Annotated in this window: 23 protein-coding genes; 9 read left to right on the plus strand and 14 right to left on the minus strand. The window is 70.3% G+C overall.

The window, feature by feature from the left end:
* Positions 1-19: 19 nt before the first annotated feature.
* Positions 20-1,186 carry a glycoside hydrolase family protein gene (locus tag GXW71_RS25470; protein ID WP_211855512.1) on the minus strand — a complete coding sequence of 389 codons (1,167 nt, stop codon included), beginning with the start codon at positions 1,184-1,186 and terminating at the stop codon, positions 20-22.
* An 81-nt stretch (positions 1,187-1,267) separates the two neighbouring features.
* On the minus strand, positions 1,268-2,554 hold the full coding sequence (locus tag GXW71_RS25475) for an aspartate aminotransferase family protein (RefSeq protein WP_211855513.1): 1,287 nt from the start codon (positions 2,552-2,554) through the stop codon (positions 1,268-1,270).
* Positions 2,555-2,695: 141 nt separating this feature from the next.
* On the opposite strand from GXW71_RS25475, the gene GXW71_RS25480 reads away from it, so the two are divergent.
* The 4 genes from GXW71_RS25480 (at position 2,696) to GXW71_RS25495 (ending at position 6,879) form a co-directional block, all read left to right on the plus strand.
* On the plus strand, positions 2,696-3,733 hold the full coding sequence (locus GXW71_RS25480) for a LysR substrate-binding domain-containing protein (RefSeq protein ID WP_211855514.1): 1,038 nt from the start codon (positions 2,696-2,698) through the stop codon (positions 3,731-3,733).
* Between the two features lie 151 nt (positions 3,734-3,884).
* Positions 3,885-5,246 (plus strand): GTPase HflX, encoded by a 1,362-nt coding sequence (hflX, locus tag GXW71_RS25485; RefSeq protein ID WP_211855547.1) that lies wholly within the window; start codon positions 3,885-3,887, stop codon positions 5,244-5,246.
* The gene (locus GXW71_RS25490; protein ID WP_211855515.1) at positions 5,243-5,767 is read left to right on the plus strand and encodes a hypothetical protein; all 525 of its coding nucleotides are present in this window, start codon (positions 5,243-5,245) and stop codon (positions 5,765-5,767) included. The genes hflX and GXW71_RS25490 overlap by 4 nt, the downstream gene beginning before the upstream one ends.
* Positions 5,764-6,879, plus strand: a complete 1,116-nt coding sequence (locus GXW71_RS25495) for a THUMP domain-containing class I SAM-dependent RNA methyltransferase (protein ID WP_211855516.1) — start codon at positions 5,764-5,766, stop codon at positions 6,877-6,879. Before GXW71_RS25490 ends, GXW71_RS25495 begins: the two co-directional genes overlap by 4 nt.
* 178 nt (positions 6,880-7,057) lie before the next feature.
* Here the strand turns inward: GXW71_RS25495 and GXW71_RS25500 are convergent, their stop codons facing one another.
* Positions 7,058-7,690, minus strand: a complete 633-nt coding sequence (locus GXW71_RS25500) for a flavin reductase family protein (RefSeq protein ID WP_211855517.1) — start codon at positions 7,688-7,690, stop codon at positions 7,058-7,060.
* 218 nt (positions 7,691-7,908) lie between these two features.
* Between GXW71_RS25500 and GXW71_RS25505 the strand changes: the two genes are divergently transcribed.
* Positions 7,909-8,943 carry a Bug family tripartite tricarboxylate transporter substrate binding protein gene (locus tag GXW71_RS25505; protein WP_211855518.1) on the plus strand — a complete coding sequence of 345 codons (1,035 nt, stop codon included), beginning with the start codon at positions 7,909-7,911 and terminating at the stop codon, positions 8,941-8,943.
* Between the two features lie 7 nt (positions 8,944-8,950).
* Here the strand turns inward: GXW71_RS25505 and GXW71_RS25510 are convergent, their stop codons facing one another.
* The gene (locus GXW71_RS25510; protein WP_211855519.1) at positions 8,951-10,144 is read right to left on the minus strand and encodes an MFS transporter; all 1,194 of its coding nucleotides are present in this window, start codon (positions 10,142-10,144) and stop codon (positions 8,951-8,953) included.
* Positions 10,145-10,261: 117 nt separating this feature from the next.
* On the opposite strand from GXW71_RS25510, the gene GXW71_RS25515 reads away from it, so the two are divergent.
* Positions 10,262-10,555, plus strand: a complete 294-nt coding sequence (locus tag GXW71_RS25515; protein ID WP_211855520.1) for a GYD domain-containing protein — start codon at positions 10,262-10,264, stop codon at positions 10,553-10,555.
* A gap of 99 nt (positions 10,556-10,654) precedes the next feature.
* On the opposite strand, the gene GXW71_RS25520 is transcribed toward GXW71_RS25515, so the two are convergent.
* Complete coding sequence (locus tag GXW71_RS25520; protein WP_211855521.1) at positions 10,655-11,221, minus strand: GNAT family N-acetyltransferase; 567 nt, start codon at positions 11,219-11,221, stop codon at positions 10,655-10,657.
* A gap of 156 nt (positions 11,222-11,377) precedes the next feature.
* On the opposite strand from GXW71_RS25520, the gene GXW71_RS25525 reads away from it, so the two are divergent.
* Entirely contained in the window at positions 11,378-12,091 is a 714-nt protein-coding gene (locus GXW71_RS25525; RefSeq protein WP_211855522.1) for a hypothetical protein, read from the plus strand.
* A gap of 88 nt (positions 12,092-12,179) precedes the next feature.
* Here the strand turns inward: GXW71_RS25525 and plsY are convergent, their stop codons facing one another.
* The 9 genes from plsY to GXW71_RS25570 all read right to left on the minus strand — a co-directional run bounded on the left by plsY (position 12,180) and on the right by GXW71_RS25570 (position 19,481).
* The gene (plsY, locus tag GXW71_RS25530; RefSeq protein ID WP_211855523.1) at positions 12,180-12,872 is read right to left on the minus strand and encodes a glycerol-3-phosphate 1-O-acyltransferase PlsY; all 693 of its coding nucleotides are present in this window, start codon (positions 12,870-12,872) and stop codon (positions 12,180-12,182) included.
* Positions 12,873-12,910: 38 nt separating this feature from the next.
* Entirely contained in the window at positions 12,911-14,251 is a 1,341-nt protein-coding gene (locus tag GXW71_RS25535; protein ID WP_211855524.1) for an MmgE/PrpD family protein, read from the minus strand.
* A gap of 4 nt (positions 14,252-14,255) precedes the next feature.
* A complete protein-coding gene (locus tag GXW71_RS25540; protein WP_211855525.1) occupies positions 14,256-15,221 on the minus strand; it encodes a Bug family tripartite tricarboxylate transporter substrate binding protein in 966 nt (321 codons plus the stop codon).
* A gap of 102 nt (positions 15,222-15,323) precedes the next feature.
* Complete coding sequence (locus GXW71_RS25545; RefSeq protein ID WP_211855526.1) at positions 15,324-16,145, minus strand: NAD-dependent protein deacetylase; 822 nt, start codon at positions 16,143-16,145, stop codon at positions 15,324-15,326.
* A 117-nt stretch (positions 16,146-16,262) separates the two neighbouring features.
* Positions 16,263-16,934, minus strand: coding sequence for a glutathione S-transferase family protein (locus tag GXW71_RS25550; RefSeq protein ID WP_211855527.1), 672 nt, complete (start codon positions 16,932-16,934; stop codon positions 16,263-16,265).
* 229 nt (positions 16,935-17,163) lie between these two features.
* The gene (locus tag GXW71_RS25555) at positions 17,164-17,568 is read right to left on the minus strand and encodes a GFA family protein (RefSeq protein WP_211855528.1); all 405 of its coding nucleotides are present in this window, start codon (positions 17,566-17,568) and stop codon (positions 17,164-17,166) included.
* Between the two features lie 26 nt (positions 17,569-17,594).
* Positions 17,595-17,894, minus strand: a complete 300-nt coding sequence (locus tag GXW71_RS25560; protein WP_211855529.1) for an AzlD family protein — start codon at positions 17,892-17,894, stop codon at positions 17,595-17,597.
* The gene (locus tag GXW71_RS25565) at positions 17,891-18,634 is read right to left on the minus strand and encodes an AzlC family ABC transporter permease (protein WP_246526883.1); all 744 of its coding nucleotides are present in this window, start codon (positions 18,632-18,634) and stop codon (positions 17,891-17,893) included. Before GXW71_RS25565 ends, GXW71_RS25560 begins: the two co-directional genes overlap by 4 nt.
* Entirely contained in the window at positions 18,597-19,481 is an 885-nt protein-coding gene (locus tag GXW71_RS25570) for a PhzF family phenazine biosynthesis protein (RefSeq protein ID WP_211855531.1), read from the minus strand. The genes GXW71_RS25565 and GXW71_RS25570 overlap by 38 nt, the downstream gene beginning before the upstream one ends.
* Positions 19,482-19,581: 100 nt before the next feature.
* On the opposite strand from GXW71_RS25570, the gene GXW71_RS25575 reads away from it, so the two are divergent.
* Together GXW71_RS25575 and GXW71_RS25580 are read left to right on the plus strand one after the other, a co-directional pair.
* Positions 19,582-20,961, plus strand: a complete 1,380-nt coding sequence (locus tag GXW71_RS25575; RefSeq protein WP_211855532.1) for an aminotransferase-like domain-containing protein — start codon at positions 19,582-19,584, stop codon at positions 20,959-20,961.
* Between the two features lie 52 nt (positions 20,962-21,013).
* Positions 21,014-21,766, plus strand: coding sequence for an SDR family NAD(P)-dependent oxidoreductase (locus tag GXW71_RS25580; RefSeq protein WP_211855533.1), 753 nt, complete (start codon positions 21,014-21,016; stop codon positions 21,764-21,766).
* Positions 21,767-21,942: the final 176 nt, after the last annotated feature.

A 21,942-nucleotide genomic window follows, 5' to 3' on the forward strand; every position in this document is an offset into this window, starting at 1 on the left:
TCCTTTCAACGTTTGATGATCAGGCGTGCCCATCGAGCGAGAGAACCGACCAGTCGTCCGAGAGCTCGCGGTAGAGGCATTCGGCGATCCAGTAATTGCCGTAGGGCATGACATCTTCCTGCGGAAAGCGGCCGAGCCGGGGCTTGCCCGTCTCGATATGCCGCATGCGGCCCCAGCTTCCGTGAAGCACGACGCCGCCTGTGGTGAGGAAGTTGGAAAGGAGTGCCTGCAGGGTTTCGCGGGCCACGCTTCGATAGCGCTCGGCACGATCCGGCAGCCACCGCGCCAGGCGCATCAGGACGGCCGTCGCGATGCAGGCGGCACAGGAATCGTAGGGAAGCGTCTCGCGATCCGGATCGTCGTAGTCATAGCGCGGCACCCAGCCCCGGGGCGCGTGATCGACATACCAATCCGCCGCCCGCCGCGCCGCGTCCAGGTAACGCGGATCACGGCTTGCCTCATACGCATGGGCGAAGCCGAGCATGGCCCAACCCTGCCCCCGCGCCCAGGTGCTGTCATTGCTCCAGCCCTGGAGGCTGAACAGCCCGGTCACGGCGCGGGTCTGCGGATCGAGCGCCGCCGCGTGGCAGTTCGAGCCGTCCGAGCGGATCAGGCCGACCTCGAGGACAGTGTCGAGATGGCGATAGGCGAGCGCGGCGCGCTCGGGTTCCCATTGCGAGGCCCAGAGCATGGAAGGCAGGTTGAGCCCGGTATCGATGACGATGCGATCGGCCCCGGCGATCTGCAGGAATGCCTTCGCCTTGGGGTCAAAGATATTCGCGAAATTATCGCCGCCGGCGAATGCCCATGCCTTCAGATCGTCGCGTCCGGTGATCTGGTGGCCCAGCGTCAGCGCGTAGTACATGTCGATGCCGGTGGAGGAGAACACCGTCGGATGTCTCGCGAGAACGGGGCCGATCCGCTCGCACAGCCGCAAGGCGGCGTCGCCGTAGCGCTGCCGGCGCGTCAGCAGATGCAGCAGCCAGAGACGGCCGGCGAGAAAGCCGACCCATTGGAAATCGGCCCAACTGTCCCAGACATAGTCGTCGTCCCAGCCATATCCCCCGGTCATGGAATTCAGGCGCGGTACGCCGCCGCATCGCTCCAGATCGTCGCAGACCGCGTCGGCCCCGTTGCAGAGGTAGCCAAGAGCCCGATCGAGCACGCGCCTGTGGGCCTTGTCCATGCCGTCCTCGCCGGTTCGGGTGTGATGCCGCATGCAGGCCGCGGGTGATGCGACGGCGGCGGCGTTTCGGTGAAGCCGCGATCAGCGCTCGACGACCAGGCCGATGGCGCGGCCGAGCAATGCGATCCCCTGGTCGATTTCTTCGTCCTTGACGATGAGCGGCGGCGCGATCCGCATGACGCCGCCGGAGGTTCCCGAACGCACGATGTTCGCCGCAAGCCCCAGCTCGAGGGCGGCGGCGGTGACGGCATTGGCAATGGCCGTCGCGTCCTGGGAGCCGGAATCCGTGAATTCCAGGCCACGCATCAGGCCGCGTCCACGCACATCGCCGATCGCGGGATAGCGTTGCTTGAGGTCGAGAAGGCCGCGCGCAAGCCGTTCGCCGGCGATTTTCGCCCGGTCGGCCAGATCGTCGCGCAGGACGATCTCCAACACCTTCGATCCGACGGCCGCCGGAAGCGGATCGTTCACATGGGTCGTGTAGAAAAAGAAGTCGTTCCTGTCGGCCGCTGCGGCGATTTCGTCGCTCGTCATCACCGCCGAAAGCGCCATGCCGGCGCCGAGTGTCTTCGACAGGGTCAGGATGTCCGGGACGACGCCATCCCGTTCAAATGCGAACATTGTCCCGGTGCGGCCGAGCCCCGTCTGGGACTCGTCCAGGATCAGCAGCATGCCGCGCGCCTCGCAATGCCCCTTCAACGCCGCGAGATAGCCCAATGGCAGATCGATCACGCCGCCGCTGCTCAGGATCGGCTCGGCGATGAAGGCCGCCAGATTGCCGGTGCATTGCCTGTCGACCTGCTCGAAGGCGTCGTCGAGTTCGCGGCGCCAGTCCAGGCCGGGAAACCGGGGCCTGTACGCATTGGGCGCCGGAATGGCGTAGTAGCCTTGCGGAAGCGGCCCGACGCCGGTTCGCCCGACCTTGAAGGTGGCCGCGGCCGATCCTGCCGTGACGCCATGATAGCCGCGCGTGAATGCGACGACCTCCCATTTCCTGGTGACCGTCTTCGCGAGCTTGATCGCCGCCTCATTGGCTTCGCCGCCGGTCGAGAGCAGCAGCACTTTGGGAAGTGCCGGGACCTGCGCCGCGAGCTGTTCGGCGAGCCGCACGACAGGCTCGGAAACCATGGCGGAGAAGAGGTGGTCGAGCGTTCCGGCGGCTTCCCGGATCCTTGCCAGGATTTCCGGATGGGAATGGCCGAGGATCGAACTCATCTGGCCCGAGGTGAAATCGAGCATCGGAGTGCCGGCGGCATCATAGAGCCAGCAGCCCTCGGCGCGCGCCGGAACGAAGCGGGCGAAATCGCATCCGTAGTGCAGCAGGTGCCGATTGGCCCGGGCCCAGAATTGCCGGCCGGCGTCTGTCATCGTCATCGTCGCTCTCCGAAATCGATGGCCAGCTCTCTCGGGCAAGCGCTTGCCTTCGTGCCCCGATTCCTAGAAATCCAGGGCCGAAAGAAAAAGCCGCAATAAACTCGCCGAACAGGTGAGGTAATTTCACCTTTGGCCATGCCTGGTCCGCGCCTCCGGCCCGGGTCCGATCATCCCGACGGCGGCTGGACTCGGGGGGAAAACCGATCAACCAATGGGGCTCCGATGGCGCGGTGGCGTCGGGCGCGCCGAGAGCTGGCCGGTATCATGGTAGGATCGAGGTTACCCCTCCGCGGCATCGCGATCTTCGAGGCTGCCGCGCGCCTCGGCAGCTTTCGGGCCGCGGCTGCCGAACTCCGCCTCACGCCTTCGGCCGTCAGCCACCAGATCAGGCTGCTCGAGCTCATCCTCGGCGTCAGCCTGTTCGTCCGGGAAGGACGCGGCGTCTCGCTTTCCGCCGATGGCGTCGACTACGCGCGCAGCGTCCGGCCGCTCTTTCAGCGTCTGCGGAAGGCGACGCACGATATCGCCCGGCGCAGCGGACGGGCGGAGATCAACAACCTCGTCAAGATCCACACCCCGCCGTCGCTGGCGAGCCGCTGGCTCCTGCCGCGCCTGCCACGGTTCCTGTCCGATTTTCCGGGCATCGATATCCGGGTGAATTCAGACCCGAGCCTCAGCGATGAGGCGGATGTCGTGATCGCGTTCGGCGATGCCGAACGGTGGCAACATCAGGCCAGGCTCTTTCTGCTGGAGACGACCCAACCACTCTGCGCGCCGGCCCTGCTGGCGGGCGGGCAGATCCGGAAGCCGGGCGACCTGCTGCTGCTGCCGCTCATCAGCACCAGGGTGACGTCCCTGTCCTGGGATGACTGGTTTCAGCGCCAGAAGGTCGAGCTCGATCAGGCTGGCCTGAAACCGATTCAATTCAACCCATCCCACCTCGCGATCGATGCGGCGGTCAACGGATTGGGCGTGATCCTGGAGAGCGACATCCTGACGCGGGAGGACCTGGCATCGGGCAGGCTCGTCACCCCGTTTCCGGGATCGGGCGTCGTCGCGGCGTCTTATTGGCTGCTGCCGCTCAAGGAAACGCGGGCGCCCTCCGCCGTCGAGACCGTCTACCAATGGCTGCTCGACCAGGCCGCCAGCGAGCGACCGGGCGGAGACGCGTAGACCTGCTGCCGCGGCAGCAATGGCTGCGGCGCCACGCGCTCGACCGCGGAGATCGCGATGCCGATCAAGCCATTGCCTTTCCACGACTGCTGGCGGATCGACATACGGCCCCGGGATGCGGGTGCCGCCCGACCCGTGCTACTGGACCGCCATGGAGACCAAAGCCCCCACCCCGCGCGCCGTCCTTGTTGGCATCCAGACGCCGGATGTCGATGACGTCGCGCATGACGCCAGCCTCGAGGAGCTGGGGCGCCTGGTAAAGACGCTCGGCTACGAGGTGGTCGGCCGGGTGTCGCAGCGGCGGGAGGGTACCGGCGCCGCATCCCTGCTCGGCAGCGGCAAGCTGGCGGAACTCGCGGCGATGACCGGGGGCACCGGCGTGGTCGGCTCGATGGCGCCGACCCCGAAATCCAAGGCACGGCAACGCTTCGAAGGCGCGGCCGGGACCGCCGACGCGGCGGAGCCGGACGCGGAAGCCGATGCGGAACCCGCCCGCAAGCCCGAATTCGTCATCGTCGACCATGAGCTTTCGCCCAGCCAGATCCGCAACCTGGAGCGCGCCACCGGCGCCGAGGTGCTGGACCGCACCGGCGTCATCGTCGAGATCTTCCACCGCCACGCCAACACGCGTGAGGCGAAGCTGCAGGTGGAGATGGCGCGCCTGAAATACGTCGCACCCCGCCTACGTGAATCCACGGGCGGCGGCGGGCGGCAGCAAGGGCCGGGCGCCGGCGAGACCACCCTCGACCTCGATCGCCGCAAGATCCGCGACCGGCTGGCGGAGCTGAAAGACCAGCTCGAAGCGGTGCAGCGCGACAGCGATCACCGCCGCTCCGCCAGGCGGGACCAGTTGCGGGTGGCGCTCGTCGGCTACACCAATGCGGGCAAGTCCTCCCTGATGCGGGCGCTGACCGGCAGCCAGGTGCTGGTGGAGGACAAGCTCTTCGCGACGCTCGACACCACCGTCCGCATCCTGCAGCCGGAGACCCGGCCCCGCGTGCTGGTCTCCGACACAGTCGGCTTCATCAAGCAGTTGCCGCACGACCTCGTCGCCTCCTTCCGCTCCACCCTGACGGAGGCGCTGGAGGCCTCGCTGCTGCTCTACGTGGTCGACGCGTCGGACCCGACCTACGAGGCGCAGCTCGAGGTGAGCCGCAGCGTGCTGCGCGAGATCGGCGCGGATGTCGTGCCGTCCCGCCTGGTGCTCAACAAGCTGGACCGGGTGGACGCTGCCGGGCGCGCCGCCCTGATCGAGAAGCGTCCGGACGCGATCCTGCTCTCCGCCCATGCGCCCGGGGATGTGAGCGCGCTGCGCGACACCATCATCGCCTTCTTCGAGGCGGCGATGGTGGAGGATGTGCTGGCGCTGCCCTATGCGAAGCAGGGGCTGATCGGCGAGGTCTACGAAAGCCTGCGGGTGATGTCGGAGGATTACGACGAGAAGGGCCGGGTGCTGAAGGTGCGCGGCCTGCCCGGCGCCATCGCGCGGGTGCGGCGGAGCCTTGCCGGGTGACGGCCGGACTGAACCTCCTGTCGATCCTGCTGGCGCTCGGCATCCCGGCCTTGATCGCGATCGCGATGCCGCGTCGCTGGCGCGTGGCGGCGCTGATCCTTTGGGTGCTCAGCCCCGTGATCGTGCTGCTGGTGCTCGGCGGGATCGAAGCCGCGCGCGACCCGGCGGAGGCCGATCTGGGCAAGCTCCTCTATGGGCTGGCCCTCATCGGATCCATCCTCGCCCTGCCCTGGCTGCTCGCCTGCCTCATCGGCTTCGCGCTCGGCAGCGTGCTGCGGAAGAAGCCCGCGACGCCTGCCGCGGCACCCGTCGTCGCCGTCGCGACGGCGCCCCCCGTTGCCGCACGCCCGCCCAGCAGGCCAGGCACGACGCCGCGCGCCTATGGCGTGGCCTTCCTCATCCTCGCGGGGGCACTGCTCACCATTGCCGGGGCGACCGTCATGACGCTGCACTTCTCGCCCGATCCGCCGCCGCAAGAGCTCGACCGCATTCCCGCGATGCCACGCACCCTCCGACCGTGACGCAAGGCAAGGATTTCGAGATCTTTCTGGCGACCGCGCCGGGCCTGGAACCGGTGCTGTGCGCGGAGGTGCGCGGCAAGGGATTCAAGCAGACGAAGCCCGTCCCCGGCGGCGTCGTCTTCAAAGGCGGCTGGCCGGAGGTCTGGCGCGCGAACCTCTGGATCCGCGGCGCCGGACGCGTCCTCGCGCGCATCGACGCGTTTCGCGTCCTGCATCTCGCGCAGCTCGATGGCCGCGCCCGTCGCGTCCCCTGGGGCAGCGTGCTGCGCCCCGACATCCCGTTCCGGGTCGAGGCGTCCTGCACGGGATCGCGCATCTACCACAGCGGTGCCGCGGCCGAGCGGATCGAAACCGCGATCCGGGAAACCCTCGGCGCGCCGCAGGCGCCGGAGGCCGAGATCGTCGTGATGGCGCGGATCGAGCACGATGTCTGCACCATCAGCCTCGATACCTCGGGCGAGCTGCTGCACAAGCGCGGGCATAAGGAAGCCGTCAACCGGGCGCCGATGCGGGAGACCATGGCATCGCTCTTCCTGCAGCAATGCGGCTACGACGGCAGCGAGCCCATGCTCGATCCGATGTGCGGGTCCGGCACCTTCGTCATCGAGGCGGCGGAGATCGCGGCACGCCTCAATCCCGGCCGGTCCCGCCACTTCGCCTTCGAGCAGCTCGCGACATTCGACGCCGACGCCTGGCAGCGCATGCGCGCGGTGAAGAGCGCCCGCGTGCCGGCCGCCCGCTGCTACGGCAGCGACCGGGATGCCGGCGCGATCGCGATGAGCCGCGCGAATGCCGAACGCGCCGGCGTCACCGGCCACACCGAATTCCGGCACTGCGCGATCAGCGACATCCTGCCGCCCGCGGGTCCGCCGGGGCTGGTCATCGTCAACCCGCCCTACGGCACCCGCATCGGGGACAGGGCGACGCTGTTCCCGCTGTACCGCGCGCTCGGCCAGGTGCTGCGGCAGCGTTTCGCGGGCTGGCGCGTCGGCATCGTCACCGGCGAGCCCGCGCTGGCGCAGGCGACCGCGCTGCCCTTCCTGCCGCCCGGCGCGCCGGTGCCGCATGGCGGGCTGCGCGTCACCCTGTTCCGAACCGCGCCGCTGGCTTGATACCAGCGGCCTCAATCGTTGACACGATTGAGGCCCCCTCAAACGCGTCGTGCCGGAGGCACGCCTTCGGCGTGACGCGCAAACCTCTGGTTTGCTTGGCTTCGCCGGACTACCGGCGGGCCGCATTCGCGGCCTCGGACCGGTCAAGCGACCAGTCCGTTGTTGTGAGTTCCGCGCTTCAGCGGTCCCGCTGGCCGAGGGCGTAGGCGCCGCCATCGGTCGGGCGCAGCGCGTCGAACAACTCGGTCACCGCGGCATAGTCGCGATAGCCGCAGCGGGCCACCGGCTGCGCGGCGGCGGTGTCGAAGCGTCCGTCGCGCAGGAAGCGCTCGTCGATATGCACGCCGACCACCTGGCCGATGATGAGCCAGCCCTGCAACGGCTCGCCATCCGCGTCCCGCAACTGCATGGACTGCGCGACGCGGCATTCGAGCGCCGCCGGGGAGGCGGCGACGCGGGGCGCCTTGACGATCCGGGAGGGGGCCGTCTCGAGCCCCGCGGCCGCGAACTCGCTCTCGCCCTCGGGCAGCGCCCCGGAGGAGATGTTCATGGCCTCGAACAGCGCGCGGCTGCAGAGGTTGAACACGAACTCGCCGCGCGCAATGGCATTGGCCGCGCTGTGCTTCATCGTCTCGCTGGTGAAGGCCAGCATCGGCGGGCGCGAATGGACCGCGTTGAAGAAGCTGTAGGGCGCCAGGTTGGGCCGCCCCTCGGCATCCAGGGTCGAGATCCAGCCGATCGGCCGCGGCGCGATGATCGCCTTGAAGGGGTCATGCGGCAGGCCGTGGCCCAGTCGTGGTTCATAGAACATCGGGGATCCTCGCTTCCGGTCTCGCGCGGCGGCGATCCTCGCCCAGGCCAGGGCGGGGCGGAAGGCCGCGCCTTCGACCGGCGACGCCGGCTGCCGTGGCCCCACTGATCTGGTGGACAAGGCCCCGCCGGATCGGTGATGGTTGCCGCCGCTTCGCAAGCGATAACCAACAGGCGCGGAGCACGCCCCCGAACCCTCCCACACCGGAGTGTATCGCCATGGTCGTGTCCCCACGCCGCATGCCCGTTCCCCAGCCATCTCCTGCGCGGCCAAGGGCCGCGCTGCATTACCTGCGCCGCCGCCGCGTCGTCGGCGTCGCACTCGCCGGTGCGCTGCCCCGTCCCGCCGGCGGCCAGCCGGACCCGCGCCGCCCGGTCCGCGTGCTGTTCGGCTTCACGGCCGGCAGCACGCCGGACGTCATCATGCGCATGCTGGCCGAAGGCGTGTCCGAACGGCTCGGGCGGCCCGTCCTCGTCGAGAACCGGCCGGGTGCGGTCGGGGCCATCGCCGCGGAGGCGGCCGCCCGCGCGGCGCCGGATGGCAGCACGCTGCTGCTGATGCCGCATTCCGTCCTGGTGCTGCCGGCCCTGCGCCGCGACCTGCCCTTCGACCCCGTCGCCGATTTCGTGCCGGTCGCCGGCATGGCCGCGGCGCCGCTGCTGCTGGTCGCCGACCCCGCGCTCGGCCTGCGGAGCGTCGCCGACTTCCTGGCGCTCGCCCGTGCCCGCGGCGACCGGCTCGCCTATGGCATGTCCGGGCTCGGCGCCTCGCCCCATCTGGCGATGGCGCTCCTCGCACGCACGGCCGGGATCGCGCCGACGCCCGTCGCCTTCCGCGGCGACCCGGAGATCTTCACCGCGCTGCTGTCGGGCCAAATCGGTGCGGCCTTCGTGCTGGCGCCGACCGCGGTCGCACTGGTACGGGAAGGCCGGCTGACCGGGCTCGGCGTCACCTCGGGCGCCCGCCTGCCCGCGCTGCCGGAGGTGCCGACCATGGCGGAGTCCGGGCTGCCGGCGGTCACGCTCGCCTCCTGGTGGGGCCTGGTCGCGCCGCGCGGGACGCCGGAGCTGACGGTCGCCCATCTGGAGGCGGCCATCCGGCCTGCGCTGGCCGCCCCGGGCTTCGCCGCGCGGCTGCACGCGACCGGCGCGGAGGTGCTGGATCTCGGCCCGGCGGAGCTCGGCGCCTTCATCGGGCGCGAACGGGCGCGGCTGCTCACGCTGTTTGCGGAGCTCGGCCTGACGCCGCCCTGAGATGGCCTCAGGTGGGCCTGCCGAGGCGACGCAGCAGGACAAGGCCGAGCAGCCCGACCAGCGCCAGATGCCCGAAGGCAAGGCCCCAGGCGAGGTCGCGGCCGGGCCCCGCGATGTCGAGCGCGATACCGACGCCGAGCGGCCCGACGAAGCCGCCGGCGTAGCCGCACATGCTGTGCAGCCCGATGGTCGCGCCGCGCATCCCGGGTGCGGCCGCCTGCACCGTGCCGGCGGTCAGCGCCGAGCTGTCGAGGTAGATCGCGGCGTTCCAGAGCAACACGCAGAGGGCCGCGAGCGGCACCGACACGAGGCCCGACCAGCCGGTCGCCAGCGCCAGCGCCGCGGCCGCGCCCATCGCGGCCGCGACCACGCGCGCGCGGCCGAATCGCTCAGCGGCTTCGTTGCCGGAGACCGAGACGGCGATGCCGGCAAGGCCGGCCGCGGTGAACAGCACCGTCGGCCCCGGCAGCCATGCGGGCGCGCCATGCTGTGCGATGACGGCGGCGAGAAAGGTCACCGCCCAGGCGCGCAGCGCCGCGAGTTCCCAGGTATGGGTGGTGTAGCCGATGATCCAGGCCATGGCGGCGCGGTTGCGCAGCACCGGGCGGAAGTCCAGCAGCGCCGCGGGCGGGGCCGCACCCGCCGGCCGCGGCGCTGCGGTCGGCATGACCGCGGCGCCGATCGCGCAGGCGATGGCGGCTGCGATGGCACCGAACAGGAAGGCGGCCGACGGGCCCGCCACCGCATCCAGCGCGCCCGCGATCGCGAAGGAGGCGGCGCCTGCGATGCCGACGCCCGCTGCGTGCCAGGAGACGGCGCGGGATTGCGCCGCGCCTTCCAGGCGATCCGTGATCACCTTGAGCCCCGGCATGTAGCAGCCGGCCCAGCCGATGCCGGCGACGGCGCGCAGCGCCAGCCCGCTCCAGAACCCCTCCGCCGCCAGCGCGAAGCCGAGATGGGAGAATGCCGTGAGAGCGGTGCCGAACAGGTAGATGCGGCGCGCCGGCACCCGGTCGGTCAGCGCGACCAGTACCGGCACCGCGGCGACATAGGCGGCGAAGAAGGCGCCGACCAGCCAGCCGGCCTCGGTCGCCGTCAGCGACCAGCGCGCGATGAAGCCCGGCAGCAGCGCCGGCAAGGTGAAGGCGCCGATCTGCGCGAGGATCTGGGCCGTGACGATGGCGGCGACGAAGCGGGACATGGACGGGCGACTCGGTGCTTCCGGATGCGCGCGCAGTGTAGGCGCGGCACCGCCGTGCTAGGATGGCGGGACGGACGGGCGTCCGTCCCGTCCCCGGAAGCAGGGAGGGCTCGATCCATGACGACCTATGTCGCGCTCACCAACTGGACCGACCAGGGCATGCGGGCGATCGAGGATGCGCCCCGCCGCCTCGATGCCGCCAAGGCGCTGCTCGAGGAGATGGGCGGCCGCTTCAAGGACTGCCACATGACCATGGGCGAATACGACCTGCTGCTCGTCTACGAAGCACCGGACGATGCCGTGGCGGCGCGGTTCACCCTGGCGCTCGGCAGGCTCGGGAATCTGCGCACGAAGACGCTGAAGGCTTTCCCGGAGAATGCCTTCCGCGAGATCATCCGTTCGCTTCATTAGGGCAGGATGCGCTCGCATACGCTCACGCATCACGCTCCAGCGCCTTGTTTGATCGCGTGATTCAGACTTCTCGGCGATCCCGCCTCAAGTCATCACGCTCTAGGCCAGCGCGATGCGGAACCGCAAACCCTCCGCATCGCCATAGGCTGCAGGCTTCCTGAAGCGCTCCACCAGCGTCCCGCCGCAGGCGAGGATCACCCGCTGGGAGGCGATGTTGTCCGCGTCGGTCGTCAGCGCGACGGCATCGAGCCCGCGCCGCCGCGCTTCCGGCAGCAGCAGCGCCAGCGCCCGCTTCGCGTGGCCGGCGCCGCGCTTCCAAGGGACCACCCCATAGCCGATATGCCCGAGCACATGCGGCGGCAGAGCGGATGTGCCGGGCTGCCAGCGGAAGCCGATCGAGCCGCAGAAATCGCCATCCCAGATCCAGCGCGTGAAGCCCGGCAGGCGCGGCACCAGCGACCCGTCCGGCAGCCGCACCGGGTCGCCCTTCGCGTCTTCGTCGTCGAGCCCCGCGAGGAAGCCGGCGGCATCGGCGGCGATCTTCGCCAGATGCTCCCGTGCGGTCTCCGCCGCGCGGATGCTGGCCGGCGACCAGCCGCGGGCGAGCGCGTCCCGATAGGCCGGGAGTTCGGCGGCGGAGGGGCGGACGAGAGAGACGTCGGGCATGGCCTGCGCTTGGGGGTGACGGCCGCGCCAGGGTGGCCGCCGCGCAGGCCGGCCTGCAAGCAGCGACGCCGGCGCCGGCTTCGCGAGGGCCAGCCGCGACTCGCTTCCCGAATATTTCGGCCATAGTCTTCGCTGGCAATCCGGTGGGAACGAGCCATGAGCGAGACTGGATCAGCGCCTCCCCCGAGCGAAGGTTCCGGGAGCAGCGGCTCCGGCGGCGACCAGACCAGCGATCCCGGGAAGACCGGCGCTGTCCAGGAAATCGCCAGGAATGAGGCCACGTTCGCCAAGCTTCCGGGCGACGTCATCGGCCTCATCTGCGACCAATTGGATCAGAAATCCCGCCTCGCCCTACTCTCTGTCAACAAGACGTACAACACGATCGGCGCCGTCCGCCGGAAAGTCGATGGGTACGAGAAGGAGGCACAAGATCGCGTCGCTAATTCCTTGGTAGCGGCCGGAAGCCCGGAAAATTATAGCAAGCTTCCCGCCCTGCTTGGCGCGATCCATGACAGTCGTTACAGCAATGAGGACCGGGATGAAGCAACGACTGATTTCACAGGATATGTGGATCAGTATCTTAGCAGGGTGGCTGTTACACCGGATGACCTCATAAACTTTGTATCATCCTTGCATATATCAGCACAGGCGGCGTGCCGGGTGAACGCCAACTACAAGGGTCTATTTGAAGGTATGATCCACCAATCCATGCGGCATGTGGATAGCCTCTTGGATCCCACAATAATAAGCCCAACCCAACATACAAAACTTAAGACAATCAAGGGGCAGTTGGAAACAATGCGGCAGAAACTGCACGACATCAGGACTATCGGCGATGCCGGCAGAGCTCAGCCGCCGCCGAAGCGCTAGAGCAGATCGTCGGGGGTGGAATCGCCGAATTGGTCGGGTTCGCCGCTCTGGCCCGCCTGGCCTCGGCGAGCCGCCGTCGCGGCAGCGCCTAGGGCGCCCGCTCCATGCGCGACCCTGCCGTCAATCCTGCTTTCGGTTTCCGGCTCGCCTTCCCCAGGCGCGGCTCCGTCCCAGCGAGCAGCCGCTGGATGTTCGCGCGATGGCGCAGAAGCACATAAGCGCCGCCTGCGATCACCAGCAACCGATAGGGCAAGGGTTGCTCCAGGACAGAGATGAGGGCGACCGCTGCCAAGGCCGCCAGCATCGAGCCCAGGGAAACGATCCGGACGACAGCCAGCGCAACGCCGAACACCGCCGCAGCACCCAGGCCCACGGGCCAGGACATCGCGAGCAACAGGCCCAGCCCCGTCGCCGCGGATTTGCCGCCCGTAAAATTCAACCAGATCGAACGGCTGTGTCCCAACAACACGGCCAGCCCGGCCAGTCCGACAGCCCAGGGCACCCAGCCTTGCGGATCAAGCGCGGTCGGCGGCGTGAGCGAAGGATAGAACCAGCGGGCAAAGAGGATCGCCCCCGCACCTTTCAGCACATCGACCAGCAGCACCACCAAGGCCGGCCATGGGCCCAGGATCCGCAGGACATTCGTCGCGCCGGTGGATCGGGAGCCATGCTCCCGGAGGTCGATGCCCTTGAGCAGCCTCCCCGCCCAATAGCCCGTGGGCATGGAACCGAGGAGATAGGCGATCGCCAGTCCCGCCACGCTCGCTATCCAGAAAGCCATGGCTTCACCTGTTGTCGCTCGCCGCGCCGCGACAAACGCTAACCCGCAGCGAGGCGCGCAAGCGCGCCGGCATCGGCGGCGGCGCGGATGCTCCAGCAGGCCTCGATCATCGCCGCGATCCGGTCCTCCGCGAAGCGCTCCGCACAGAGGCCGCGGAACTTCGCCTCCAGGTCGCGGTCGCTCATCGGCCGCTCCAGCGTGCCCAGCGCATGGGGAACGTGGCGTTCCAGCACGCGGCCGTCGGTCAGCTCGATCCGCACATGGCTCTCCAGCTTCCCGATGGTGGGATCGGCGGTGATCTCGACGCGCCGGCGGAGCGCGACCGCGGCCGGGCGGTTCGCCGCCTCCGCGCTGAACTGCGCTTCCCCCGCCGCGCCGTCGAGGATCGCGATGGCCATCGCGTGGAAAATGCTGAACTTGCTCTCCAGCCCGGTCCGCGGTTCCGGTTTGCCGGTCAGCTCCGGCACCAGCGGGTTCACGCGGGCGGCGATAACAGCGATCTCCGGCCCGCGCAGCCCATGCGCCTCCCGCAGTTCCAGGCAGCCGGTGATCGCCGCATGGACGACGAGCCCGCAGGCGAAGGGCTTGTACATGTTGCGCGAAAGCTCCCAGCCCTCGCCGAGCCCGTCGGTGATCACCGCCGGATCGAAGCGCGTGGACAGCACATGCGCGAAGCCGCGCTTGCCTTCGATCGCGGCGGCGGCGCTGGTGAAGCCGCGCTCGGCCATCAAGGCGGCGGAGAGGCCGTTCTGCGCGGCCTTGCCGGGATGCAGGCTCTTGCACATGCTGCCGAACATCTCGCGCAGCCCCGCCGATTGCGTCGCCGCGATGCCGAGCGCCCAGGTCATGCGCTGCTCATCAAGGCCGAGCAGCTTCCCCGCCGCGGCCGCGGCGCCGAAGACGCCCGCCGTGCCGGTGATGTGGTAGCCGCGGTCGTAATGCTCGGGGAAGACGGAGAGGCCGACGCGCTCCTCCACCTCGACGCCGAGGACGAAGGCATGCACCAGATCGCGCCCGGAGAGGCCGCGCCACTCCGCGAGGGCCAGCAGCGCGGGCAGCACCGGCGCGCTCGGGTGGATGGCGCGCAGATGCGTGTCGTCGAAATCAAGCACATGGGAGGCGATGCCGTTCAGCAGCGCGGCATGCAGGATATCCGCCCTCTCCGGCCGTCCCAGCACCTGCGCCTGCGCGGGCCCGAAGAAAGGCTGCAGCGCCTGCGCGGCGAAGCGCACCGTGTCATGCCCGGCGCCGCCGATCGCGCAGCCGAGCCAGTTCAAGATGGCGCGGCAGGCCTCGTGCTGCACGGCGTCCGGGATGTCCTCCGGTTCGGAGCGCACGACGAAGCAGGCGAGGCGGCGGGTGATGTCGGTGCTGTTCATGGACTCAATCTGCCCTGAGGCCGGAAGCCTCGACAATCCGGCCGAGCTTCGCGACCTCCGCGCGCACGAAGGCCGCGACCTGCTCCGGCGAGCCGGAGCGCGGCTCGGCCGCCTGGGCCGCGAGCTGCTGGCGGACATCCGGCGCCTCCAACGCCTCGGCGACCGCGGCGTTCAGGCGCTGGATGATGGCCTCCGGCGTGCCGCGCGGCGCGAAGAGCGCGTACCAGGAGCCGGTCTCGAAGCCCGGCAGGCCACTCTCGCCCATGGTCGGCAGCGCCGGCAAAGCGGGGCTCCGCGCCGGCGTCGCGATGGCAAGCGCGACCAGCCGGCCCGACTGCACCTGCGCCAGCACCGAGAGCGGGTTGGCGAACATCATGTCGGTCCGCCCGGCGACCAGGTCGTTCAGCGCGGGGCCAGAGGCCTGGTAGGGGATGTGCTGCAGCTCGATCCCCGTACGCGCCCGGAATTCCTCGCCGAGGACATGCGGCGTGCTGCCATTGCCGGTGGAGGCGAAGGTCAGCCCGCCCGGCTTCTCCCGCCCGAGTGCGACGAGTTGCTGCAGCGTCGCGGCGCCGAGCGCCGGGTTGACCACCAGCATGAAGGGCAGGAAGCCGGTCAGCGCGACCGGCGTCAGCTCCTCCATGCTGTAGGGCAGGTTGCGGTAGAGCGTCTGGTTGGTGGCGATGGCCGATGGCGTCGCGAGCAGCGTATAGCCATCCGGCGCGGCGCGCGCGACGGCGGCCGCGCCGATATTGCCGGCCGCGCCGCCGCGGTTCTCGATGACGAAGGGCTGCCCGAGCCCGGCCGCGAGCTTCGCAGTGACCAGCCGCGTCAGGATGTCGACGCCCGAGCCCGCCGGGAAGTTCACGATCACCCGCACCGGCCGCGCCGGCCAGGCCTGCGCCAGAGATCGCCCTGCTGGCATGGCGCCGGCCAACAGGCCGAGCACGGCACGACGTCCGCTCTGCATACGCCCGTCTCCTCCTGGACCCGGTCCTTGGCGCCGGGTCTCAGGCAGGGATCGTGGTCCCGCGGGGCAAGGCTGTCCACATGCCGGCGCCGCCGGCGGCGCTTACTTTCCTTCCATCAGCAGGAAGGCCAGCGCCGTCTCGCAGGGCTGCGCCACCTTCAGGGTCAGCAGCGCGTCCGCCCGCGTGCGGCCGAGATTGACCGCGGCGACCGGCTTGCCCGCGGCGACCGCGGCCTCGACGAAGCGGAAGCCGGACCGCACCATCAGCGAGGTGCCCACCACCAGCACCGCATCGGCCCGGGCGAGATGCGCGAAGGCCGCTTCCACACGGTCGCGCGGCACGGATTCCCCGAAGAACACGACATCGGGCTTGAGCAATCCCCCGCAGCGCGCGCAGTCGGGCACGGCGAAATCGGCGAAGTCAGCGGCTTCGAGATCCGCGTCGCCGTCCGGCGCGCGGGCCGCGTCGCGCCCGGTCCAGCCCGGGTTCAGCCGGGTCAGCGCATCCTGCATGGCCTCGCGCGGCAGGACGTGATCGCAGGCCATGCAGCGCACGATGTCGATCCGGCCATGCAGGTCGATGACATCAGCGCTGCCGGCCGCCTGATGCAGGCGATCGACGTTCTGGGTGACCAGCATCTCGCTGCGACCCGCGCTCTCGAGCCTGGCGAGCGCGCGATGCGCCGGATTGGGCCGGGCGGTGCCGATATGCCGCCAGCCCACCAGGCTGCGCGCCCAGTAGCGCTGCCGCGTGGCGGCGCCGGCCATGAAGGCCTGGTAGGTCACCGGCTGCGTCCGCTTCCACTGCCCATCGCCATCCCGGTAGTCGGGGATGCCGGAATTGGTGCTGCAGCCGGCGCCCGTCAGGACGAAGAGGCGCGCATGGCGTTCGATGAAATCCTTGAGGTCGGAATCCGCGGTCATCCCTGGCATTCTAGGCCCAGGCATCCGGGCGCGATCCTGCTCTCCGCCCAGGCGCCCGAGGATGTGAGCGCGCTGCGGGAGCGTAATGCCCTTGCCGGGCATGGAGAGACGCAGGCGCTACGATGCCCGCGCCAGGGTCGCCGCCAGACCGCCGTAGGCCTCGAGATAAGCCTCCGCGGATGTCGCAATGGCCTGGACGGCGTCGCGCGCCGCGACTTCTTCCACCCAGTTGCGGAGGCCGTGGCATTCGGGCGGCCAGCGGAACCCGCAGAACCGTTCCAGCACGGCGAGCTGCTCGAACCACGGAAAGAAGGCCAGGTCGGTCAGGCTCAGCTCCGCGCCGAACCAGTACCTGCCATCCCGCTTCCCCTGGCCGAACACGCGGTGCTGGATGAAGCGGAGCTCGTCCTCCAGGCGCAGCGCGCACTGCATCCGGAAGCCCGGATTCGCGCTGTGCAGCATCGCCCTGGTCGCGGCGTAGAGGCTGGTGTCGGCGACATTGATCCAGGCGCGGGCCTTGGCCCGCGCGGCCGGTGCCTGGGGAAGCAGGGGGCGCTCGGGAAAGACCTCCTCCAGGTATTCGGCGATGGCGGCCGCACCCCAGACGCAGTGCCCCCGGTGGCGCAGCAGCGGAACCTCGCCGCGGGGCGCGATGTCGAGGAACCACGCCGGCTTGTTCCGCAGGTCGATGTCGACCTCCGTCGCGGAGAGCCCCTTCTCGGCGATGACGAGCCGCGCGCGGTGCGCGAAGGGGCAGAGCGGCGCGGTGAAGAGCTCGATCGGCGGCATGGCTGCTCCAGGGACGGAAGGAGGCGATGGCCGATGCTGCGCATCGCCGGCCTGAAACGTCCTTGGGCGCGCTCTGAAAGGGGCTGAATTCTGCGGGGATGGCGGCCCGATCCGCGCCATCGCAATGGGCGCCACGCCTGATGATGACCCGGCCTCGATCGGCCCGTGGATGCGGATCTAGGCGAACCAGCCGCGACCCAGGGCGGTCAGCCTATCGACAGCCGAGCGGTCATTGATTCTGCGCAAAGCGCGCAGCGCCTGGGACCGGTGCGAGCCATTTCGCCGCATGATCGGTATAGACTTCGGTCTGAGGCTGTAACCCCTCCTTGTCATCGAGCGTGCCGGCCTTCACCACGACCTTTCCAGCCGCCGCCGCGACCGTCGCCAGGATAGGGGACCCGCAGCGCCCGCAGAAATGGCGATGGACTGGTTGCCCGCTATCGCCCTTGTCCACATAGACCATGGTCTCGCCCGACTGCTCATAGTCAGCGTCCCTGATGAGGAGGTTGAAGGAGAACAAGCTTCCGCTTTGCTTCTGGCAGTGCGTGCAATGACATATTCCGATGAGCCGCGGTTCACCCTTCAGCACGTAGCGCACTGCCCCGCATAGGCAGCCGCCTTTCCGATCCGGCATGATGTCTTCTCCCGCTCTCGATCCGGTCAGCCTATCACCGCCCGCAGCAGCGCCGCGGCACCGACGCCGACCAGCACCGTCGGCAGCAGCGGCAGGCGGGTCGCCGCCAGCAAGGTCACCGCGAGCGCCAGCAGCCCGGCGGGCTCGCCCGTGACGAAGAAGGGCGCGATGACCGAGATCAGCACGCAGCCCGGCGTCGCTTCCAGCATCGCCCTGGCGCGCGGGCTGAGGCTGCGGTTGCGCAACGCGACATAACCGCCGATCCGCGTCGCGTAGGTGACCAGCGCCATCAGCAGGATGGTCAGCACCGTCGTCGCGTCGGTCATGCCCGCGGCGCCCAGAACCAGGCGGCGATGAGGCCCGCGACCGCGCCGGCCGCGACATACCAGGCGCCCGGCACCAGCAGGTAGGTGAGCGCCGCGACGACGAGGCTGACCAGCCAGGGCCGCGCCGCGCGGGCGCCGGTCCAGAGGCCCTTCATGATCGCGAGGAACACCGCCGGCAGCGCCATGTCGACGCCGAAGGCGCGGATGTCGCCGATCGCGGGGCCGATCGCGGCACCCGCCGTGCAGCTCCCGATCCAGGCGATCCAGACGCCGATCGCGACCGCCGCGTAGTAGGGCAGGCTGAAGCCGCGGAGGGCGCCGGCGGCGCGGCGCTTCTGCGCATCCGCATAGGCCATCGCCCAGGATTCGTCACACATCCAGAAGAGCGCCGCGAAGGCCTTCCAGCGCGGCAGATGCGCGAGGAGCGGCGCCAAGGTCGCGCCCATCAGCAAATGCCGGCTGTTGACCAGCGCGGTCATCAGCACGATCAGCGCCACCGGCAGCGGGTTCGCCCAGAGCCCGACCGCCGCGAATTCCGAGCCGCCCGCGAAATTCAGCCCGGTCATGACAGCGACCGCGCCCGGGCCCAGCCCCTTGTGCGAGGCCTGCGCACCGAGTGCCAGGCCGAGCGGCAGGACGCCGATCAGCACCGGCAGCACATCCTTCAGGCCGCGCCGGATTTCCGCGCCGCGGTGCGGCCGCTCAGAGATGGAGCTGCCCGCTGGCGACTGTCGCGGCATCGCCCGCGATCATGATGCGGAGCGCCTCGCCATCCCGCCGCCAGGAGGCATGGATCTCCCCGTCGCGGCCGATCTCGATGCCCTGCTCGGCGATATAGCTGCCCGCGGCGTCCCCGGCATGCCTGTGCCGCGCGAGAAAGGCGCACACCGAGCCATTGCCGGAGCCGCAGACCGGATCCTCCGCGACGCCTTCGCCCGGCGCGAAGGTGCGGAGCCGGAGCCGCACCGGCGATCCATCCCGCTTCTCCGCAAAGGCCGTGACACCGGGCGCCCCGATCGCCGCGCATTCCCGCTGGATCAGCCCGAGATCGGGTTCAAGCGCGGTGAGCGCAGCCTGGCTCGCGAGCTCGACCACCAGCCAGGACGCGCCGGTCGAGACCACCTCGATCGGCGCATCCGCGAGGTCGGCTTCCGCGCAGCCCAGCATGCGCGCGACGGTCGCGCGCGGCAGCCCGGGGTCGCGCGCCTTCGGCGCCCCCTGGGTCATGCGCAGCAGCCGCCCGGCGGGATGGGCCAGCACCTCGACCGGGATGATGCCGATGCCGCATTCCTGGCGCAGCAGCCCGCGCCCCCTGCCCAAGTCGCGGGCCAGCACGGCATGGGCGGCGGCGATGGTCGGGTGTCCCGCGAAGGGCAGCTCGCTCCGCGGCGTGAAGATGCGGGCGCGGTAATCGGCGCCCGGCACGGTCGGGGTGCAGATGAAGACCGTCTCGGAGAGGTTCATCTCCTGCGCGATCTTCTGCATGAGCGCCGTCGGGATATCGTCGGCATCGAAGACCACCGCCGCCGGATTGCCGAAGAGCGGGCGGGAGGAGAAGGCATCGACCTGCAGGAAATCCTTGAGCATCGCTCGGCTCTCCCAGCGGAAAGGGGCCGGCGCAAGATAGGCCCTGTGACGCTTCGGGCCATGCGCTAAAGTGTCACGCGACACTTTTCGGAACCCTCCCATGCGCCTTCCCTCCCCCTGGGCGCCGCGCCTGGCGCCCGAGCCGGGCGCGCCGTCAGAGCGGCTGGTCGCGGCGCTGTCGGCCGACATCATCGACGGGCGCCTCGGCAGCGGCGCGCGGCTGCCGGCGCATCGCGACCTCGCCTGGCGCCTCGGCATCGGGGTCGGCACCGTCACCAAGGCCTATGCGGTGCTGGAGCGGCGCGGCCTGGTGCGGAGCGTCCGGGGCAGCGGCACCTTCGTCGCGGTGGCGGAGGCACGGCGCGGGCCGCTGATCGACCTGTCGCAGAACGTGCCGGCGGCGGTGCTACGCGAACGCCTGCTCTCCCGCACCCTGTCGGCGATCGCGCGGCGCGTCGATTCCGGCCTGTTCAACGCCTATCCGCCGGTCGGCGGCCATGACGAGCACCGGCGCCAGATGGCGCGCTGGTTCGCGGGGCTGGGCATCGCGGCTGACCCGGCGCGGCTGCTGCTGACCGTCGGCGCGCAGCACGCGATCGCCGTCGCCTTTTCCGCCGCCTGCGGCCGGGACGGGGCGATCTACACCGAGGCGCAGACCTATGCCGGCGCCATCGCGCTGGCGCGGCATCAGGGCTTGCGGCTGGCCGGGCTGGCGATGGATGCGGAAGGCCTGCTGCCGGAAGCGCTGGACCGGGCGCTGGCGCGCCATGCCGGCGGCCAGGCCGCGGTCTACCTCATGCCGACGCAGCAGAACCCGACCACCAGCACGATGACCCGCGCGCGGCGCGAGGCAATCATCGCCATCTGCCGCGCCCGCGACGCCGTCATCGTGGAGGATGACGTCTATACGCTGGCCGCGGCGCCGGAGCTGCCCGCGCTGGTCACCCTGGCGCCGGAGCGCACGATCTACGTCAACGGCCTTTCGAAGACGCTGAACCCGGCGCTCCGCATCGGTGCCCTGCTGCTGCCGGAGGGCCTGCGCGGCCGCGCCGAGGCGGTGCTGCGGGCGACCGCGCTCATGGTCTCCTCCATGAGCTGCGCGGTCATGCAGCAATGGCTGCTGGACGGCACCGCGGAGACGGTGCGCCGCGCGATCCAGGATGAGGCGCGGCGGCGCAACGCCCTCGCCCGGTCCTTCCTCGGTGCCGCAATCGCGCCGGCGCGGCAGGATGGCCACCATGTCTGGCTGCCGATGCCGCAGCCGGAGGCGGAGCAGCTCGAGACGGTGGCGCGGGCGCTCGGCGTCGTGGTCACGCCGCCGGCCTCGACGACCGCCGCCCCGGAGGTGGCGGGGGCGGGCGTCCGGCTCTGCATCGGCGCGCCGTCGATGGCGGAGCTCACCACCGGGCTCGCCACCATCGCCGGCATCCTGGCGCAACGCAGCGAGGGCGCCAGCTTGCCGGCCGCCGCGATCGGGTAGCACTCTGGGCGAAGAGGCGCGCCGGCAGTCGCGCGCCGCAGGGAGGATGCGCATGGAGCTCAAGGGTGCGGTCGCGCTGGTGACCGGCGGCAATGGTGGGCTCGGCCAGCGCATCGGACACGCGCTGGCGCGCGAAGGCGCTGATATCGCGGTGATGTACGCGCAGAGCCGCGACCAGGCGGAAGGCGTCGCGCGGGAGCTGGCCTCGACCTACCAGGTCCAGGCCGAGGCCTTCGCCTGCGACATCACCGATGGCGCGGCGGTGGCGGCGCTGGTCGGTGCGGTGACGCGACGCTTCGGCCGGCTCGACATCCTCGTCAACGACGCCGCCTACAACAAGGCGATCCCTTTCGCCGACCTCGATGGCCTGACGCCCGAGGTCTGGGAGAAGATCATGGCCGTCAACCTCACCGGGCCGATGCTGCTGACCAAGGCGGTGGCGCCCGTCATGAAGGCGCAGGGGCGCGGGCGCATCGTCAACATCGCCTCCGTCGCGGGGCTCGGGCCGACCGGGTCCTCCATCGCCTATGCGGTGTCGAAGGCGGGGCTGATCCACCTGACGCGCTGCATGGCGGTCGCGCTGGCGCCGGAGACGCTGGTGAATTGCGTCGCCCCCGGGCTGCTGGAAGGGACGCGCGCGACCGCCAACCTGCAGCCCGACCAGGTGGAGCGCTCGGCCTCCGCCTCGCTCCTGAAGAAGCCCGCCGACAAGGACGATTGCGCCGACATGGTCGTCACCATGTGCCGCACCGAGACCATGACCGGGCAGACCGTCGTTATCGACGCCGGGCGTATCTTCCATTGAGGCGCGGCGCCCGGCCCGCGGCGGCTCCTGCCGCACCGGGCGCCGCATGGAGCCGACGATTCTTCCAGCTGAAGCGAATTGCCAACCGTCGCGTTACGCCCGGCAGGAGGAGGCGATCATGCCGCAGCGCGACCCCGACCCCGGCACCGGCCAGCGGCGTGTCCGCCGTGATGCCC

This window comes from Plastoroseomonas hellenica, assembly GCF_018129085.1.
GTDB classification, from domain to species: Bacteria; Pseudomonadota; Alphaproteobacteria; order Acetobacterales; family Acetobacteraceae; genus Plastoroseomonas; species Plastoroseomonas hellenica.

Coding starts and splice junctions, on each gene's coding strand:
- GXW71_RS25570 (WP_211855531.1), bottom strand. CDS start 19,481: ATGCTCAAGGATTTCCTGCAGGTCGATGCCTTCTCCTCCCGCCCGCTC.
- GXW71_RS25580 (WP_211855533.1), top strand. CDS start 21,014: ATGGAGCTCAAGGGTGCGGTCGCGCTGGTGACCGGCGGCAATGGTGGG.
- hflX (WP_211855547.1), top strand. CDS start 3,885: ATGGAGACCAAAGCCCCCACCCCGCGCGCCGTCCTTGTTGGCATCCAG.
- GXW71_RS25560 (WP_211855529.1), bottom strand. CDS start 17,894: ATGACCGACGCGACGACGGTGCTGACCATCCTGCTGATGGCGCTGGTC.
- GXW71_RS25535 (WP_211855524.1), bottom strand. CDS start 14,251: ATGAACAGCACCGACATCACCCGCCGCCTCGCCTGCTTCGTCGTGCGC.
- GXW71_RS25515 (WP_211855520.1), top strand. CDS start 10,262: ATGACGACCTATGTCGCGCTCACCAACTGGACCGACCAGGGCATGCGG.
- GXW71_RS25470 (WP_211855512.1), bottom strand. CDS start 1,186: ATGGACAAGGCCCACAGGCGCGTGCTCGATCGGGCTCTTGGCTACCTC.
- GXW71_RS25565 (WP_246526883.1), bottom strand. CDS start 18,634: ATGCCGCGACAGTCGCCAGCGGGCAGCTCCATCTCTGAGCGGCCGCAC.
- plsY (WP_211855523.1), bottom strand. CDS start 12,872: ATGGCTTTCTGGATAGCGAGCGTGGCGGGACTGGCGATCGCCTATCTC.
- GXW71_RS25505 (WP_211855518.1), top strand. CDS start 7,909: ATGGTCGTGTCCCCACGCCGCATGCCCGTTCCCCAGCCATCTCCTGCG.
- GXW71_RS25500 (WP_211855517.1), bottom strand. CDS start 7,690: ATGTTCTATGAACCACGACTGGGCCACGGCCTGCCGCATGACCCCTTC.
- GXW71_RS25525 (WP_211855522.1), top strand. CDS start 11,378: ATGAGCGAGACTGGATCAGCGCCTCCCCCGAGCGAAGGTTCCGGGAGC.
- GXW71_RS25540 (WP_211855525.1), bottom strand. CDS start 15,221: ATGCAGAGCGGACGTCGTGCCGTGCTCGGCCTGTTGGCCGGCGCCATG.
- GXW71_RS25475 (WP_211855513.1), bottom strand. CDS start 2,554: ATGACAGACGCCGGCCGGCAATTCTGGGCCCGGGCCAATCGGCACCTG.
- GXW71_RS25510 (WP_211855519.1), bottom strand. CDS start 10,144: ATGTCCCGCTTCGTCGCCGCCATCGTCACGGCCCAGATCCTCGCGCAG.
- GXW71_RS25550 (WP_211855527.1), bottom strand. CDS start 16,934: ATGCCGCCGATCGAGCTCTTCACCGCGCCGCTCTGCCCCTTCGCGCAC.
- GXW71_RS25545 (WP_211855526.1), bottom strand. CDS start 16,145: ATGACCGCGGATTCCGACCTCAAGGATTTCATCGAACGCCATGCGCGC.
- GXW71_RS25555 (WP_211855528.1), bottom strand. CDS start 17,568: ATGCCGGATCGGAAAGGCGGCTGCCTATGCGGGGCAGTGCGCTACGTG.
- GXW71_RS25575 (WP_211855532.1), top strand. CDS start 19,582: ATGCGCCTTCCCTCCCCCTGGGCGCCGCGCCTGGCGCCCGAGCCGGGC.
- GXW71_RS25520 (WP_211855521.1), bottom strand. CDS start 11,221: ATGCCCGACGTCTCTCTCGTCCGCCCCTCCGCCGCCGAACTCCCGGCC.
- GXW71_RS25480 (WP_211855514.1), top strand. CDS start 2,696: ATGCCTGGTCCGCGCCTCCGGCCCGGGTCCGATCATCCCGACGGCGGC.